The sequence below is a fragment of the Achromobacter sp. NPDC008082 genome, assembly GCF_042957345.1.
In the GTDB taxonomy this organism is placed as follows: Bacteria; Pseudomonadota; Gammaproteobacteria; order Burkholderiales; family Burkholderiaceae_B; genus Achromobacter; species Achromobacter kerstersii_A.
Window position 1 is genome coordinate 341,172 of sequence record NZ_JBIBIB010000007.1, and the last position, 14,677, is coordinate 355,848.

The 14,677-nt window shown below is 65.9% G+C and carries 12 protein-coding genes; 2 read left to right on the forward strand and 10 right to left on the reverse strand.

What is annotated here, in order from left to right; translation table 11 throughout:
- Positions 1 to 144: 144 nt before the first annotated feature.
- Positions 145 to 1,263 carry a Fic family protein gene (locus ACFZAI_RS27780; RefSeq protein ID WP_391570037.1) on the forward strand — a complete coding sequence of 373 codons (1,119 nt, stop codon included), beginning with the start codon at positions 145 to 147 and terminating at the stop codon, positions 1,261 to 1,263.
- A gap of 421 nt (positions 1,264 to 1,684) precedes the next feature.
- Here ACFZAI_RS27780 and ACFZAI_RS27785 read toward each other — a convergent pair whose 3' ends face one another.
- On the reverse strand, positions 1,685 to 2,629 hold the full coding sequence (locus ACFZAI_RS27785) for a LysR family transcriptional regulator (RefSeq protein WP_391570038.1): 945 nt from the start codon (positions 2,627 to 2,629) through the stop codon (positions 1,685 to 1,687).
- Positions 2,630 to 2,767: 138 nt separating this feature from the next.
- Between ACFZAI_RS27785 and ACFZAI_RS27790 the strand changes: the two genes are divergently transcribed.
- Positions 2,768 to 4,471: a thiamine pyrophosphate-dependent enzyme gene (locus ACFZAI_RS27790; protein WP_391570039.1), complete on the forward strand. Its 1,704-nt coding sequence runs from the start codon at positions 2,768 to 2,770 to the stop codon at positions 4,469 to 4,471.
- A gap of 30 nt (positions 4,472 to 4,501) precedes the next feature.
- On the opposite strand, the gene ACFZAI_RS27795 is transcribed toward ACFZAI_RS27790, so the two are convergent.
- The 9 genes from ACFZAI_RS27795 to ACFZAI_RS27835 form a co-directional block, all read right to left on the reverse strand.
- A complete protein-coding gene (locus tag ACFZAI_RS27795) occupies positions 4,502 to 5,254 on the reverse strand; it encodes a class II aldolase/adducin family protein (protein ID WP_391570040.1) in 753 nt (250 codons plus the stop codon).
- Between the two features lie 16 nt (positions 5,255 to 5,270).
- Positions 5,271 to 6,281 carry a Bug family tripartite tricarboxylate transporter substrate binding protein gene (locus tag ACFZAI_RS27800; protein WP_391570041.1) on the reverse strand — a complete coding sequence of 337 codons (1,011 nt, stop codon included), beginning with the start codon at positions 6,279 to 6,281 and terminating at the stop codon, positions 5,271 to 5,273.
- Between the two features lie 231 nt (positions 6,282 to 6,512).
- Positions 6,513 to 8,012, reverse strand: a complete 1,500-nt coding sequence (locus tag ACFZAI_RS27805) for an aldehyde dehydrogenase (protein ID WP_391570042.1) — start codon at positions 8,010 to 8,012, stop codon at positions 6,513 to 6,515.
- Positions 8,009 to 9,259, reverse strand: coding sequence for a Zn-dependent hydrolase (locus tag ACFZAI_RS27810; RefSeq protein ID WP_391570043.1), 1,251 nt, complete (start codon positions 9,257 to 9,259; stop codon positions 8,009 to 8,011). Before ACFZAI_RS27810 ends, ACFZAI_RS27805 begins: the two co-directional genes overlap by 4 nt.
- A gap of 14 nt (positions 9,260 to 9,273) precedes the next feature.
- A complete protein-coding gene (locus tag ACFZAI_RS27815) occupies positions 9,274 to 10,995 on the reverse strand; it encodes a thiamine pyrophosphate-binding protein (protein WP_391570044.1) in 1,722 nt (573 codons plus the stop codon).
- The gene (locus tag ACFZAI_RS27820) at positions 10,992 to 11,921 is read right to left on the reverse strand and encodes an HpcH/HpaI aldolase/citrate lyase family protein (RefSeq protein ID WP_391570046.1); all 930 of its coding nucleotides are present in this window, start codon (positions 11,919 to 11,921) and stop codon (positions 10,992 to 10,994) included. Before ACFZAI_RS27820 ends, ACFZAI_RS27815 begins: the two co-directional genes overlap by 4 nt.
- Positions 11,918 to 13,201, reverse strand: a complete 1,284-nt coding sequence (locus ACFZAI_RS27825) for a TRAP transporter large permease (protein WP_391570048.1) — start codon at positions 13,199 to 13,201, stop codon at positions 11,918 to 11,920. The genes ACFZAI_RS27820 and ACFZAI_RS27825 overlap by 4 nt, the downstream gene beginning before the upstream one ends.
- 4 nt (positions 13,202 to 13,205) lie before the next feature.
- Positions 13,206 to 13,685, reverse strand: a complete 480-nt coding sequence (locus ACFZAI_RS27830; protein ID WP_391570049.1) for a TRAP transporter small permease — start codon at positions 13,683 to 13,685, stop codon at positions 13,206 to 13,208.
- A complete protein-coding gene (locus tag ACFZAI_RS27835; protein ID WP_391570285.1) occupies positions 13,685 to 14,626 on the reverse strand; it encodes a DctP family TRAP transporter solute-binding subunit in 942 nt (313 codons plus the stop codon). Before ACFZAI_RS27835 ends, ACFZAI_RS27830 begins: the two co-directional genes overlap by 1 nt.
- Positions 14,627 to 14,677 lie beyond the last annotated feature (51 nt).

Consider the following 14,677-nt stretch of genomic DNA (forward strand, 5'->3'; position numbering starts at 1 on the left):
TTTAGAAAGTACATTCGTTTCTATTATTTCGTTTATTATCAACGTCTTGAGTTTTAAGATGGCCGGAAAGAAAACCGGCAAATAAACCGGAAACACGTGTACGACTCGCCCCATCAATTTCTTCCTCTTCAGCCCGCAGATTCGTTGCTCGCGCCATTGCGCGAGCGGGCCTCTGCCGTCGTTAACGACGCTGCCGGATTGGCCACGCAGGCCCATCCGGCTACCAAGCTTGCGCTACGCGAATTGCTGCGCAGCATGAACTCGTACTACAGCAATCGGATCGAAGGGCAGAGCACCACGCCCCGGAACATCCAGGCCGCGTTGCATCAGGAATTTTCGGATCGCCCGGAAATCGCCCAGCTTCAACGCATCGCGGTGGCGCATATCGAAGCCGAAAAAGTCGTGTCACGGCAGGCTGACTCCACGTCTGCGCTTAGCGCGGACTTCGCCAAGATGGCGCATGGCGCGTTGTACCGCCATCTTGCGCCCGCCGATCGCATGACAAGCGATGGGTTGGTGGTAGAGCCGTCGGCCTTGCGTGAAATCAACGTTACGGTTGGCCGCCACAATCCTCCTGCGTGGCAGTCGCTGCCGCGCTTCATGGATGCGTTTACCCAGCATTACGACCGCCAGCGTCCGGCCGACCTGCAAATCATTGCCATTGCTTGTGCACATCATCGCCTTGCCTGGATGCACCCCTTCGCCGATGGCAACGGGCGAGCCGCCCGCTTGCAAACCCACGCCGCGATGCTGCCAGTAACGCGCGGGTTGTGGTCAGTGAACCGGGGATTTGCCCGAGGCGTGCAGGATTACTACGGCTATCTGGCCGCGGCCGATGCGCCACGCCAGGGGGATTTGGACGGGCGCGGCAACCTGACCGAGCGCGGCTTGGTTCAATGGGTGGATTATTTCCTGCGGGTGTGCGAGGACCAGGTGAGCTACATGGCGCAGATGCTGATGCTCGACTCCATGAAGGCGAAGATCAATGCTGTCGTGCAGATTGAATCGGCCCACGGGCGTCTGCGGCCAGAAGCCGCGCTTCCCCTCTATCACCTGTTTGCGGCGGGCCCCGTCACGCGCGGTGAGTTCATTCAGATGACGGGACTGGGCGAACGCACGGGGCGATCGTTACTGGCGGCGGCATTGAAAAGTGGATTGGCGGCATCCGATAGCCCGCGCGGCCCTGTGCGCTTTGCATTCCCCCTGGATGCATTGCCTGTGCTGTTGCCGTCGCTGTACGGGGGGGTGGACGATGTGGGCTGATAGAGGGCGAGGTTGACCTCTATTCAAGATGGATCGGCCGGTGCGCTGTGTGCGCCGCTTAGGCAAAGCCAAGGGCGTGCACCTTGTTGTAGCGCGGCCCAGTGCATGTCGGGCAGCGCATTCACCACTTGACGCGGCCAGTGGGGTTGATCGGACGTGGTGTCCATCATGCCGCTCCCGTATGACTTGGAGCGTTGAGCGTAGCGTCGACTATCCGCAGGATGGGGAGGGGCAGGACGTCAGGTGCTGAAGGCATGGCGTGCTCTTGGGGGGACGGCCCTTGGTGGCCGTCCGTGGCATCAATTGGCGATGACCACTTTTAAAAGCAACTGCCAGAGCTAGTAAATGAGAACAGTCTGATAAGCGTGTGAGATAGTTCGCAAACGTCCGTTGCTTACCGTGTGGAGCGCTGTGGGTGGACTTAGTTGCCCACCATCCGCATCCCCCCGCAATACGGCTCCGCCGCCGTCATTTCCCCCAGCACATCCCGCAGCATTCCCTGCACGATCTTCACCGCCTGCGTCGTCGGGCGGCTGGCTGCCGTGGCGAGCATCAGGCGGGTGGACAGGCCGGGGTGCGTGATGCGGCGGATGACGAGCGTGCCGGCTGCGACTTCGCGGGCCACGGCGGGCAGGCCTAGTACGGTGTGGGCCATGCCGGCGGCGACGATGTCTTTCATCAGCTCCAGCGCGTCCATTTCAAATGCGATGTTCAGCGGCATGTCCGACTGCGTGGCGGCGTGTTCCAGCGTGCGGCGCAGGCCGTGGTTGCGGGTGGGCAGCACCAGCGGCAGGTCGCGCAGCTGATCGAAGCCGATGGAAGTCATGGCGCGGGCGGCGGGCGACAGGTTTTGCGGGGGCGACACCAGCGCCAGGTCCAGCTCGGCCAGCGGGTCGACCGCGATGTGTTGCGAGCGCCGCGCGTCGTGCAGCACGGCGATGTCGACGCGGGCGTTCGTCAGCCATTCCAGCACATAGCCGCTGTAACCCGTAATGATGTTGAGCTGGATGCGCGGGTGCTGCTTCCACACTTCCGCCACCAGCCGCGCGCCAACCATGTGCGACAACGTGGGCGTGAGGCCGAGCGTGACCTGGCCGGATGGCGACTTCTGGTCGTTGTGGAATTCGGTGACGACGTGATCCATCTGCCGCAGCAGCGGGCGCAGGCGCTCCAGCAGTTTTTCGCCATCGGGCGTGAGCGACACGCCGCGCCCATTGCGATAGAGCAGCGCGCAGCCGCATTCGTCTTCCAGCTTTCTGACCTGCCGGCCCAGCGCCGATTGGGCGATGCCCAGCACGGAGGCGGCCTTGGAAAAACTGCCCTGATCGGCAACGTGGATCAGGTTTTCGATCTTGCGTAAGTCCATCCCGGGTCCGTGGCGGGCAGGGGCGCCGCTGTCTGTCGTTTGCGTTTCTTGTATATCTGATTGCCAGAGTATGCCTAGTTGGCCCCGCGTTGCCAATCTAGAATTTCCGCTGAGCCCACCCTTATCCGCGATCCCTCCATGACCCTTTCCGCCCAGCCGAACACGTCCGCCCACGCCTTGCTGAAGGTGTTTTGCGCCAACGGCATCGACCGCGTTTTCCTGGTGCCGGGGGAAAGTTATCTGGGCGTGCTGGATGCGTTGTACGACTATCCGCAGATTGATGTCGTGACGTGCCGCCATGAAAGCGGCGCCGCGTTCATGGCGGGCGCCGATGCGCGGCTGACGGGGCGGCCCGGCGTGGTGATGGTGTCGCGCGGGCCAGGGGCGACGAATGCGTCCATTGGCGTGCATGCCGCGCAGCAGGATGCGGTGCCGATGATTCTGTTGATCGGGCAGGTGCCAAAGAAGGACGTGCGCAAAGAGGCCTTTCAGGAGATCGACTACCAGAAGATGTTTGGGTCGATGGCCAAGTGGGTGGTTGAAGTTTCCACGCCCGAGGAACTGGCGGCGGCGGCGTTCAAGGCGATACGCGTGGCCACGTCTGGCACGCCGGGGCCGGTGGTGATGGTGGTGCCGGAAGACGTACAGCAGGCGGCGGTGCCGCAGCCCGGCTGGGTTGCCGCGCCGGAGAGTCCCGCGCAGCCCGCGCCCGCCACATTGGCGCGCGTGCAGGCGCTGCTGGCGCAAGCGCGGCGGCCGCTGATCATTGCGGGCGGCGCGTTCAACCGTCCGGATGGGCGCGACGCGCTGCGGCGCTTGGCCGAACGGCACACCATTCCGGTTGCGGTGTCGTTTCGCCAGCACGACGTCTTTCCGAATACGCACGCCTTGTACGCTGGGGATCTGGACTTGGCCACGTCCACCGCGCAAATCGACGTCTTCAATTCCAGCGACCTGATTTTGGCGCTGGGCACGCGGCTGGGCGACATCACCACGCAGGGCTATGCGTTTCCCGCTTATCCGAAGCCATCGCAGGCGTTGGTGCATTGTTATGACGATCCGCACATCGTGAACCAGCACTTTGCCGCCGATGTCGGTTTGGTGGCGGACCCGGTGGCCACGGCGCATGCGCTGGCGCAGTTGCCGACGACGGCGCACGAACACGGCAGCGCCCGTGACGATTGGGCGGCGTCGCTGCGCAGCATTCAGCAGCGCACGGCCGCGTGGCCGAACCCGCAGGTGGAAGACGGCGTGCCGTTTGTGCAGGTGGTGCGCGCGTTGACGGAGCAGGCGCCCAATGATGTGGCGATCTGCCTGGACGCAGGGACGTTTGCCGCGCCGGTGTACCGGCATTTTCCGTTCGTGTATCCGCAACGGCTGATGGCGTCGCAGTCGGGGGCGATGGGCTACGGCACGCCCGCCGCCATCGCCACGCAGCTGCGCCACCCCGACCGCAAGGTGGTGTGCCTGGTGGGCGACGGGGGCTTCATGATGACGGGTAACGAGATGGCGGCCGCCGCCGAGCGCGGGCTGCCCATTTTGTTCATCGTGTCGAACAACAATTGCTACGGCTCGATCCGGCTGCATCAGGCGCGCACGTACCCGGGCCGCTACGTGGGCACGAACCTGTCCAGCCCGGATTTTGCGATGATGGCGCGCGCGTTCGGCATGGCAACTGAAACCGTGACGCGGACCGATCAGGTCAGCGCGGCCATTGCGCGGGGCTTGGCGGCTGCCGGCCCGTACTTTCTGGAAGTGCGCACCAGCTTGGCGGCGATACTGCCCAAGGGCGTGAGCCATGAGGCTGGCACGGGCTTGGCGCCGCGCGCGGACCCGGCCTAGGTCCGCCGCAAGCGTTATGGCCCAACCGCATCACAGCTTGTAGCCCGGGTCCTTGCGGTCCATCAGCCGCAGCATCGCCGGCCATTCCAGTTCACCGAACGGGCGGCGGGTGGTGGGCTGGTACAGATGCCACGTTTTTTCGATGACGTCCGGCGGGGGCAGGCAGAGTTCGCGGTTGGCGCTTAGCGCGTCGACTTGCGCCTTGCAGGCCATCTCCAGCCAGTACAGCGTATTGAACGCCTGCGCAATGGTCGGCCCCACGGCGAGCAGGCCGTGGTTGCGCAGAATCATCGCTTCGGATGCGCCCAGGTCCGCCACCAGGCGGCCGCGTTCGTCCAGGTCGATGGCCACACTTTCGTAGTCGTGATACGGAATTTTCGCGAAGCGCATGGCCGTTTGCGTCAGCGGCAGCAGGCCGCACTGAAGCGCGGAGACGGCCATGCCCGCGCGCGTATGCGTGTGGATGACGCAGCCCACGTCGTGGCGTGCGCCATGCACCGCGCTATGAATCACATAGCCCGCCGCGTTGATGCCGTAGCCCGTGGGCGACTCACTCAGCAGCTTGCCCGCAAGGTCGATCTTGACCAGATTGGAGGCGGTGATTTCGTCGTACATCATGCCGTAGGGGTTGATCAGCAGGTGATCATCCGTATCTGGGATGCGCGCGGTGATGTGGTTGTAGATCAGGTCGCTCATGCCAAAGTGCGACACCAATCGGTAGCAGGCGGCCAGTTGGACGCGGGTGTCCCATTCTTGCGGGCTCATGTCGGGGCTAGCGTGCATCGTTGCCGGTTCCTGTTCAGTCAGTGGCTTTGACATTGAATTCGCGGACCACGTTGCCCCACGATTCGTATTCGTTTTTCATCATGACGCCGAAGTCGGCGGGCGTGGCCGTGGTGCGCACCTGCGCGCCCAGGTCGGCAAGCTTGTCGCGGACCGCGGCGTCGGCCAGCACCGTATTCATCTCGCGCGACAGCCGCGTCTGGATGGCGGGCGGGATGCCGGCCGGGGCAATCAGGCCCAGCCACGCGCCCATGTCGAAACCGGGGTAGCCCTGTTCGGCCACGGTCGGCACGTCGGGCAGCATGGCGACGCGCTCTGGCGTGCTGACGGCCAGCGCCTTCAGGCGTCCCGACTTCACCATCGCTAGCGACGACACCATCGTGTCGAAGGTGGCGGTGGTGCGCCCGCCCACGATGTCGGTCTGCGCCTGGCTGCTGCCCTTGTACGGCACGTGCACCATCGTGGCGCCCGCTTTGGACAGCAGCACCGACGTCACCAGATGGCTGGTGGTGCCGATGCCCGTGGTGGCGTAGGTGAGCTGATCGGGCTTGGCCTTTGCCGCCGCCAGGAATTCCTTCAGGTTGTGGGCGGGGTTGTCGGGGTTGACGACAAACAGGTACGGCAGCCACGTGATCAGCCCGATGGGCGCAAAGTCCGTGCGCGCGTCGTAGTTCAGGTTGCGGTAGACGTGGGGGTTGATGGCTTGCGGCGCAGACGCGCCGATCATCAGCGTGTAGCCATCGGGCTTGGCGCGCGCGCCCAGACCCGCCGCGATGGAGCCGCCCGCGCCGGGCTTGTTTTCCACGATGAACTGCTGGCCCATGCGCTGCGCCAAGCGCTCGGCCAGCATACGGGCCACGGTGTCGGTTGCGGTGCCGGGCGGAAAGCCCACCAGGATGGTGACGGGCTTGGTGGGGTAGGGCGAGTCCTGGGCCTGCGGTTGCGCTGCGGTTTGAGCTTGCACTGCGCCCGTCAAGGCGGCCGCAAGTGGCGCGGCCAGCAGCAGCGCCAGTATGGGATTGCGCATCGTTTGTCTCCGATCATTGTTCTGATGGCGGGACAGCGCTGGCGCCGGCCCGCATCGGAGCGGGCGCCTCTTGGTGACGTCATGTTGCTTGCTGCGCCGCCTGCCCCGATGCCGTTTACGGTGGCACAAGGGCAGGCGGGCTTCAATGGCCTGGACGGCCAAGCAGATCACGCGAAATGGCAAGGCGGGCCGGAATGCTCCAGGCCCGCCTTGCGTCGCGCCCTGACGCGATTACACGGTCAGGCTGATCCAGGTCGTCTTCAAGTCCGAGTACTTGTCCAGCGCATGCAGCGACTTGTCGCGGCCCGAGCCCGACTGCTTCACGCCGCCAAACGGCACGGTGATATCGCCATCGGCATAGCAATTCACCCACACCAGCCCCGCGCGCAGCCGGCGCGACAGGCGATGCGCGCGCGACAGGTTGGCCGTCCACAGCCCTGCGCCCAGGCCGTACACCGAATCATTGGCCAGTTCGATGGCTTCGTCTTCGGTGGTGAAGCGTTGCGCGGCCAGCACCGGGCCGAAGATTTCTTCGCGCACCAGCGCGGAGTCTTGGCTGGCGCAGTCGAAGATGGTGGGCTCGATGTAATAGCCGCCCGTGGCGCTGCGGGCCTGCTTGCCGCCCAGGCGCAACGTTGCGCCGTCGGCTTGGCCGGCCGCGATGCGGGCCAGCACGCCCTGCATCTGGCGTTCGTCAACCATCGCGCCCATGGCGGTGGCTGGGTCCAGCGGGTCGCCGGGTTGCAGCGTGGCGGCAAAGGTGGCGACCTTGTCCATGAACGCGTCGTAGATGCCGGCCTGCACGTACAGGCGCGAGCCGGCAATGCAGACTTCGCCCTGGTTCGAGAAGATGGCCAAGGCGGCTGCCTGGGCGGCGCGGTCCAGGTCAGGGCAGTCGTCGAACACGATGTGGGGCGACTTGCCGCCGCATTCCAGCCAGACGCGTTTCAGGTTCGATTCGCCGGAATACGTCATGAAGCGCTTGCCCGTGGCGGTGGAGCCGGTGAAGGCGACGCAGTCCACGTCCGGATGCAGGCCCAGGGCCTGGCCGGCAACCGCGCCCAAGCCCGGCACCACGTTGAACACGCCCGCAGGAATGCCGGCTTCGGTGGCCAGTGCGGCCAGTCGGATGGCGGACAGCGACGCTTGTTCGGCCGGCTTCAAGATAACGCTATTGCCCGCGGCCAGCGCGGGCGCCACTTTCCAGGCCGCCATCATCAGCGGGTAGTTCCACGGCACCACGGCGGCCACCACGCCCAACGGTTCGCGGGTGATCGTGGCCAGCGCATCGGGGCCGGTCGGCGCGATTTCGTCGTAGATCTTGTCGATGGCTTCGGCGTACCAGGCGTAGCAACGGGCGGTTTCCGGCACGTCAAAAGCCAGCGCGTCGCGTATGGGCTTGCCCATGTCCAGCGTTTCCAGCAGCGCCAGTTCCTCGGTGTGCTGGTCGATCAGGGCGGCCAGACGCAGCAGCCGCGCCTTGCGTTCGCGCGGGGCCAGTTGGCTCCAGACGCCGGCTTCAAACGCACGGCGGGCGGCGGCCACGGCGCGGTTCACATCGGCCTGCCCGCAAGCGGCCACGTCGGCGAGCTTGCGGCCGTCGATGGGGCTGGACGCGGGGAAGGTGGCGCCATCGGCGGCGTGGCAATAGGCGCCGTCGATATAGGCCTGGCCGTTGAAGGCCAGGGCGGCGGCACGGGCGTGCCAGTAGGCGGAATCGTGTTGGCTCATGCGGAGGCTCCCGAGTGGTTGGCGCGCGCGACCATGGCGTCCAGCAGCACGTTGCAGCCAGCTTCCAGGTCCGCAGGTTTGGCGTCTTCGATTTCGTTGTGGCTCACGCCGTCTTTGCACGGCACGAAGATCATGGCGGTGGGCGTGACGCTGGCCATGTAGACGGCATCGTGGCCGGCTCCTGTGACGATGTCCATCGCGGCAAGTCCGCGGCGGGTGGCGCCGTCGCGCACCTTGCCGACCAGGTCCGTATCAAACGGCGTGGGCGGAAAGTACTGCACCTGCTTCACGTCCACCGTCACGCCGTGGCGTTCGGCCACATCGGTGCAGGCCGCCAGCCAGCGCGCGTCCATCTGCGTGAGCGTGGCCTCGTCTTCATGGCGCAGGTCCACGGTAAAGCGCACCTGGCCCGGGATGACGTTGCGCGAGCCGGGGTGGGCGTGGATTTCGCCCACCGTGCCGCGGCCATGCGGCTGGTTGTCGTTGGCGATGCCTATCACCGATTGCAGCAGAAAGGTGGTGGCGTACAGCGCGTCGCGGCGGATGGGCATGGGCGTGGGGCCGGCATGCATTTCCATGCCGGTGACCACCACGTCATACCAGCGCACGCCCAACGACCCCGTCACCACGCCGACCACTTTGTCTTCGTGCTCAAGAATGGGGCCTTGCTCGATGTGGGCTTCGAAATACGCGCCCACCGGGCGGCCGCCGACCGGGTCCGCGCCGGCGTAGCCAATGGCGGCCAGCTCGTCGGCCACTGATTTGCCATCGTGGTCGCGCGCGTTCAGCGCCACTTCCAGCGGGAACTTGCCGGCGAACACGCCGGAACCCATCATCACCGGCAGAAAGCGCGAGCCTTCCTCGTTCGTCCAGATGGCGACTTCCAGCGGCGCCTCGGTGACGATGCCGTGATCGTTCAGGCTGCGCATGACTTCCAGGCCCGCCAGCACGCCATAGCAGCCGTCGAACTTGCCGCCGGTGGGCTGGGTGTCGATATGGCTGCCCGTCATGACGGGCGGCAGGTCATTGTTGCGGCCGGCGCGGCGGGCGAAGATGTTGCCCACCTGATCGACCCGCAGCGTCATGCCGGCGTCGCGCATCCAGCCGGTGACCAGATCCCGGCCCTGGCCGTCCAGCGCGGTGAGCGCCAGCCGGCAGTTGCCGCCCTTGGGCGTGGCGCCGATTTGCGCCAGATCCATCAGCGACTGCCACAGCCGCTGTCCGTTGATAGAAATCGTCGTTGTCATGGCATGGGGTCCTGTCAGTGGCCGGGTTTGTCATTGCGGGCGATGCGCGCCTGGGCGGCTTCGCGGATGCCCATCAGGGTTTCGCCCGGCGCAATGCCGTTGGCGTCGTAGCGGATTTCCAGCAGCGCGGGCAGGCTCTTTTCCTGCGCATAGGCCAGCGCGCGTTCGAATGCGGGGCCGAAATCCTCGGTGGTTTCCACGGCTTCGCCATAGCCGCCGTAGCCGCGGATGATCTGCGTGAAGTCGGGGTTCTCGAAACCCAGCGCGATCGTGCGCGCGGGGAATTCGCGTTCCTGGTGCGCGCGGATGGTGCCCCAGATGCCGTTGTTGAACACCAGCACCACCACGCCCAGCTTGTACTGCAAGGCCACACCAAGCTCTTGCATGTTCATCTGGAAGCAGCCGTCGCCTGCGTAGCAAACGACGGTGCGGGCGCGGTCTTCCAGCTTGGCGGAAATGGCGGCGGGCAGGCCGTAGCCCATCGAGCCTACCGTGGGCGTCAGGCTCGTGCCGGGGCCGGTGTAGCGGCGGTAGCGGTGCGGGTACAGCGCGTAGTTGCCCGCGCCCACGGTGATGCAGGCGTCCGCAGGCACGTGCGCGTCGACATAGGCGGCGGCCGCGTCCAGGCTCATGGGGCCGGGCGAGGGCAGCGGCGTCAGGCTGTCGGCCAATTCCTGATGGGCGGCGCGAACGGCCGCGGCTCGCGGCGTGGCGTGGCCGGGCGTCAGGTCCGCGACGCTGGCGGCGAAGCTGGCCACGTCGGCCACGATGGCCTGCGTGGGCGAGAACACGCGGCCCAGCTCGGCGGCGTCCGGGTAGACGTGAATCAGCTTCTGGCGCGGCAGCGGGCTTTCAATGACGGTATAGCCTTCGGTCGTGGCTTCGCCCAGACGCGTGCCTACGGCCAGGACGAGATCGGCGTCGCGCAGGCGTTGGCGCAAGGCGGGCGTCATGGCCCAGCCGACGTGGCCCGCGGCGTTGGGATGGCGCTGGTCGAAGCATTCCAGCCGGCGCCAGGCGGTGCCGACGGGCAGCTCGAAGCGTTCAGCAAAACCGGCGATCTGGTCGATGGCGGTTTGATGCCAGCCATTGCCGCCCAGCAGCAGGAAGGGGCGTTCGGCGGCGTTCAGCAACTGCGTCATGCGCGCCAAGTCGGCCGCGCCGGGGTGGCTGTGCACGCGCGGGTAACGCGGCAGGTCCGCCACGCGGGCGGTGCCCCACAGCGTGTCTTCCGGCAGCGCCAGCACCACGGGGCCGGGCCGGCCGCTGGTGGCTACCGCAAAGGCGCGCGAAATGAATTCGGGGATGCGGTCGGTGCGGTCGATCTGCGCTACCCACTTGGCCATCTGGCCGAACATGCGGCGGTAATCGATTTCCTGGAAGGCTTCGCGCTCGATGAAGTCGTTGCCGACCTGGCCCACGAACAGGATCATCGGCGTGGAGTCCTGGTAGGCGGTGTGCACGCCGATGCTGGCGTTGGTGGCGCCGGGGCCACGCGTCACGAAGCAGATGCCGGGTTCCCCCGTCAGCTTGCCATATGCCTCGGCCATATAGGCCGCGCCGCTTTCCTGGCGGCAGACGATGGGTTCGATGGCGTCGGTGTGCTCGTTTAACGCATCGATGCAGGGCAGATAGCTTTCACCGGGAATCATGAACACGCGGCGCGCGCCATGGATGCGCAACTGCTGCATCAGGATCTGACCGCCATTGCGTTCGGGAATTGCGGCTGACGTCATGCGGAGTCTCCTTGTTGCGGGACGGCCTGCGCGCGGCGCTCGGCGGCCCATCGTTCGAATTGGTCGTGGCGCGCCAGCAAGCGGCGCGCGGTGTTGTAAGTGGGGGGATCGATGCGTTCGGCGTCGTGGCGGCCGGCGCGCTGGGCTTCAAAGCGGGCCACGCGGTCGCGCGCGGCGTCGATGTCCGCGGCCGATGGCGTGAACACCGCGTGAATCAGCGGCACCTGCTCGGCCACGGTGGCGCACTTGGATTTCAAGCCCAGGCGGCGCGCCCAGCGCAAGTCCGTTTCCAGCGCGGGCAGGTCACGGTAGTTGAACGGGCAGTCGATGGGCACGCAGCCGGCGGCAGTGCAGTCCACCAGGAAGCGGGCGCGCACGGCGTGCAGTTCGATGCCGTCCTTGCCGCGCTCGGCGCCCAGGCTGGCCGTCAGGTCTTCGGCGGCCAGCAGGCAGGCGGACACGCGCGGGCTGGCGGTCAGGATGTCATAGGCGCGCACCAGCCCCAGCGCCGATTCCAGCGTAGGCACAATTTCGGTGCTGCCGGCGGGCAGGCCAAGCTCGGCTTCAAGCGCGCTGATGGCCGCGTCCAGCGCGACGATTTGCGCGGCGCTTTCGGCGTGCGGCAGGAATACCGCATCCGGCGCGCCGGGCATCACGCCGCGCAGGTCAGCCAGGCCATCGTCTTCCAGCTTGTTGATGCGCACGGCGGCCACCACGCCTTGGGCGCGGCAGGTGGCGAACAGCGCGGCAATGCGCGGGCGGGCGGCCGGCCGTTCGACCGGCGCGGTGAACTCTTCCAGGTCGGCCACCAGCGCGTCCGTGCCGCTGGCCAGGCCCGCGGCCTGCGCGGCCGCGTCCATGCCGGGTACGAACATCCAGCTGCGGCGCAGCGCGGGGGGACGGCGTAGCGTTGAAGTGTGGGTCATTGCACATGCCTCGGCAGGAACAGCACCAGTTCAGGAACAAAGGTCAGCAGCAACATCACGGCGGTCATGGCCAGCATCATCCACGACAGCGGGCGCAGCGTCTGCATCATGTTGATGCCGCCAATCTTGCAAGCGGCCATCAGGTCCACCCCGACCGGCGGCGTGTTGGCGCCGATGGCCATGTTGATGGACAGCAGAATGCCGAAATGCACCGGGTCGATGTTGTAGTGTGCCAGCACCGGCATCACGACGGGGGCCACGATGATGATGACGGGAATCGCTTCCATGAACGTGCCCAGCAGCAGCAACACCACCGTCAGCACCAGCAGCACGGCCGTCTTGCTGTCGGTCCATTCCACCAGCAGCGTGGATAGCGCCTGCGGCACCTGTTCGGCCACTAGCACCCAGGCGAACAGGCCCGACGCGCCAATGATCAGCAGGATGGACGCGCTGCTTTCGCCGGTGGACTTCAGGTTGTCCCACAACGACTTCAGGCTTAGCGTGCGATACCAGAAAAAGCCGATCAGCAAGGCGTAGACGATGGCGCTGGAGGCGGCTTCGGTAGCGGTGAAGATGCCAAAGCGGATACCGCCGATGATCAGCACGGGCACCATCAGCGCGGGCAGCGCGTCGATGGCGGCGGCGCGCAGTTCGCCCCAGGAAAAGGGCTGGCCGCCCGCCCAGTTGTGCTTGCGCGACTGCCAGATGGCCACGCCGATCAAGGACAGGCCCAGCAAAATGCCGGGAATGATGCCGGCCACGAACAGCTTGCCCACCGACGTATCGGTGATGGTGCCGTAGACGATCAGCACGATGCTGGGCGGAATGATGGTGGACGTGGCGCCCGCGCTGCCGACCAGCGCGCACGAAAAGCCCTTGTCGTAACCGCTGCGCGCCATGGCGGGCAACAGCAGGCTGCCGATGGCGACCACGTCCGCCACGCCCGAGCCCGACAGCGCGCCGAACATCAGGCAGGCCAGCACGGCCACCACGGCCAGGCCGCCCTTGATGTCGCCCACGATGGCGGCGCACAGTCGCACGATACGCTGCGTCAGGCCCGCGCCGTTCATCAATTGCGCGGCCAGGATGAAGAGCGGAATGGCCAGCAGCGTGAAGCTGTCCAGCCCCACCACGTACTGCTGCGCCGCCACCATCATTGGCGCGGAGTCATAAACCGCCAGATACGCCAGGCACGCCAGCACCAGGCCAAAGGCGATAGGCATGTCGATCAGCACCGTGACCGTGAACACGCCCATCAGAAAGAGAGCACCCGAAGACATCTTGTTAATCCTTTGCCGCGGCGGGGGCGGGTGAGAACAGCTGCGCCACATGCACGACGATGGTGATCGCGCATGCAAACGGCAGCGCCAGATAGACCGTGCCGGCGGACACGTCCAAGGCGGGCAGCGTCTGGTCCATGGTCAGGTCGGCCAGTTGCCAGCCCGCATAGCCCAATGCCGCCAGGCCGACGATGATCAACGCCTGGTTCACGCGTTCAACCGCGTTCAGCACGCGCGGGCTGCGCACGAAGAAGGGCAAGAGGCCGGCCATCAGGTGAGAGCGGTCTTGGCTGCACGCCACGCCGCCGATGAAGGCCGACCACACCAGCACCAGCCGCGGCAATTCCTCGGCCCAATGCGGCGTGGTGTGCGTGACGAAGCGGGCGAACACCACGTAAGAAATCAGGATCGCCAGCAAGGCCACCGCCACGGCGGCGAAGGCCTTGCTGATGCCCGACAGAATGGCGGACAGTCGGTTAAGCATTACTGAGCCTCGCGGTACTTCTGCACAATCGCCATCAGCTCGGGGCCGTAGGTGACCGAATAGGTCTTCCACACCGGCTGCACGGCGGCGGCAAACGCGGCCTTGTCGACCTCGTTGACCTGCATGCCTTTCTCTTTCAGCTGGGCCACGAATTGCTGGTCGCCATCGGTGATCATCTTGCGCTGGGCGTCGCGCCACTTGTCGGCGGCGGCTTGCACCACCTTCTTGTCGTCGGCCGAAATGCGGTTCCAGACCGGCTTGGAGATGATCAGGTTGGCGGGACCCCAGACGTGGCCGGTAAGCGACAGATACTTCTGCACTTCAAAGAACGACGACGTGTAGATGATGGACAGCGGGTTCTCTTGCGCATCGAACACCTTCTGTTGCAGCGCCGAGTACAGCTCGCCAAAGGCCAGCGGGGCGGGGTTGGCGCCCAGCGCGGTGAAGGTATCCAGGCGCATCTTGTCCGGCGTGACGCGGGTCTTCAGCCCGGCCAGGTCGGCGGGCTTGGCGATGGCGCCCCGGTTGTTGGTCACGTGGCGGAAACCGTTTTCCCACCACGAGATGATGGTCAGGTTCTTCTTGTCGGCCAGTTTGGCCAGGGCTTCGCCCAGCTCGCCGTCATAGGCCTTGTAGGCCTGTGCGGACGACGACCACGTGTACGGCAGTTCCACCACGCCGAACTTGGGTTCAATGGGCTGCAACGAGCCCGAGCCGATGATGGCTGCACCCTGGCTGCCAATCTGCAAGCCTTCGAGCATGGTCTTTTCATTGCCCAGCTGGCCGCTGGGGAACAGCACGAAGTTGACGCGGCCGGCGGTTTTCTCTTTGACCTCGGCGGCGAAGCCTTCGGCGGCCTTGTTCCAGCTATGGCTGGGCGCCAGCACGTGGCCCAGCTTGATGTCCAGGGCATGGGCCGACAGCGGCGCAAGGCCAGCCATCGCAACAAGGGCGCCACCGATCAGGGCGCGGAGGGTTTTAGGAGCGTGGGT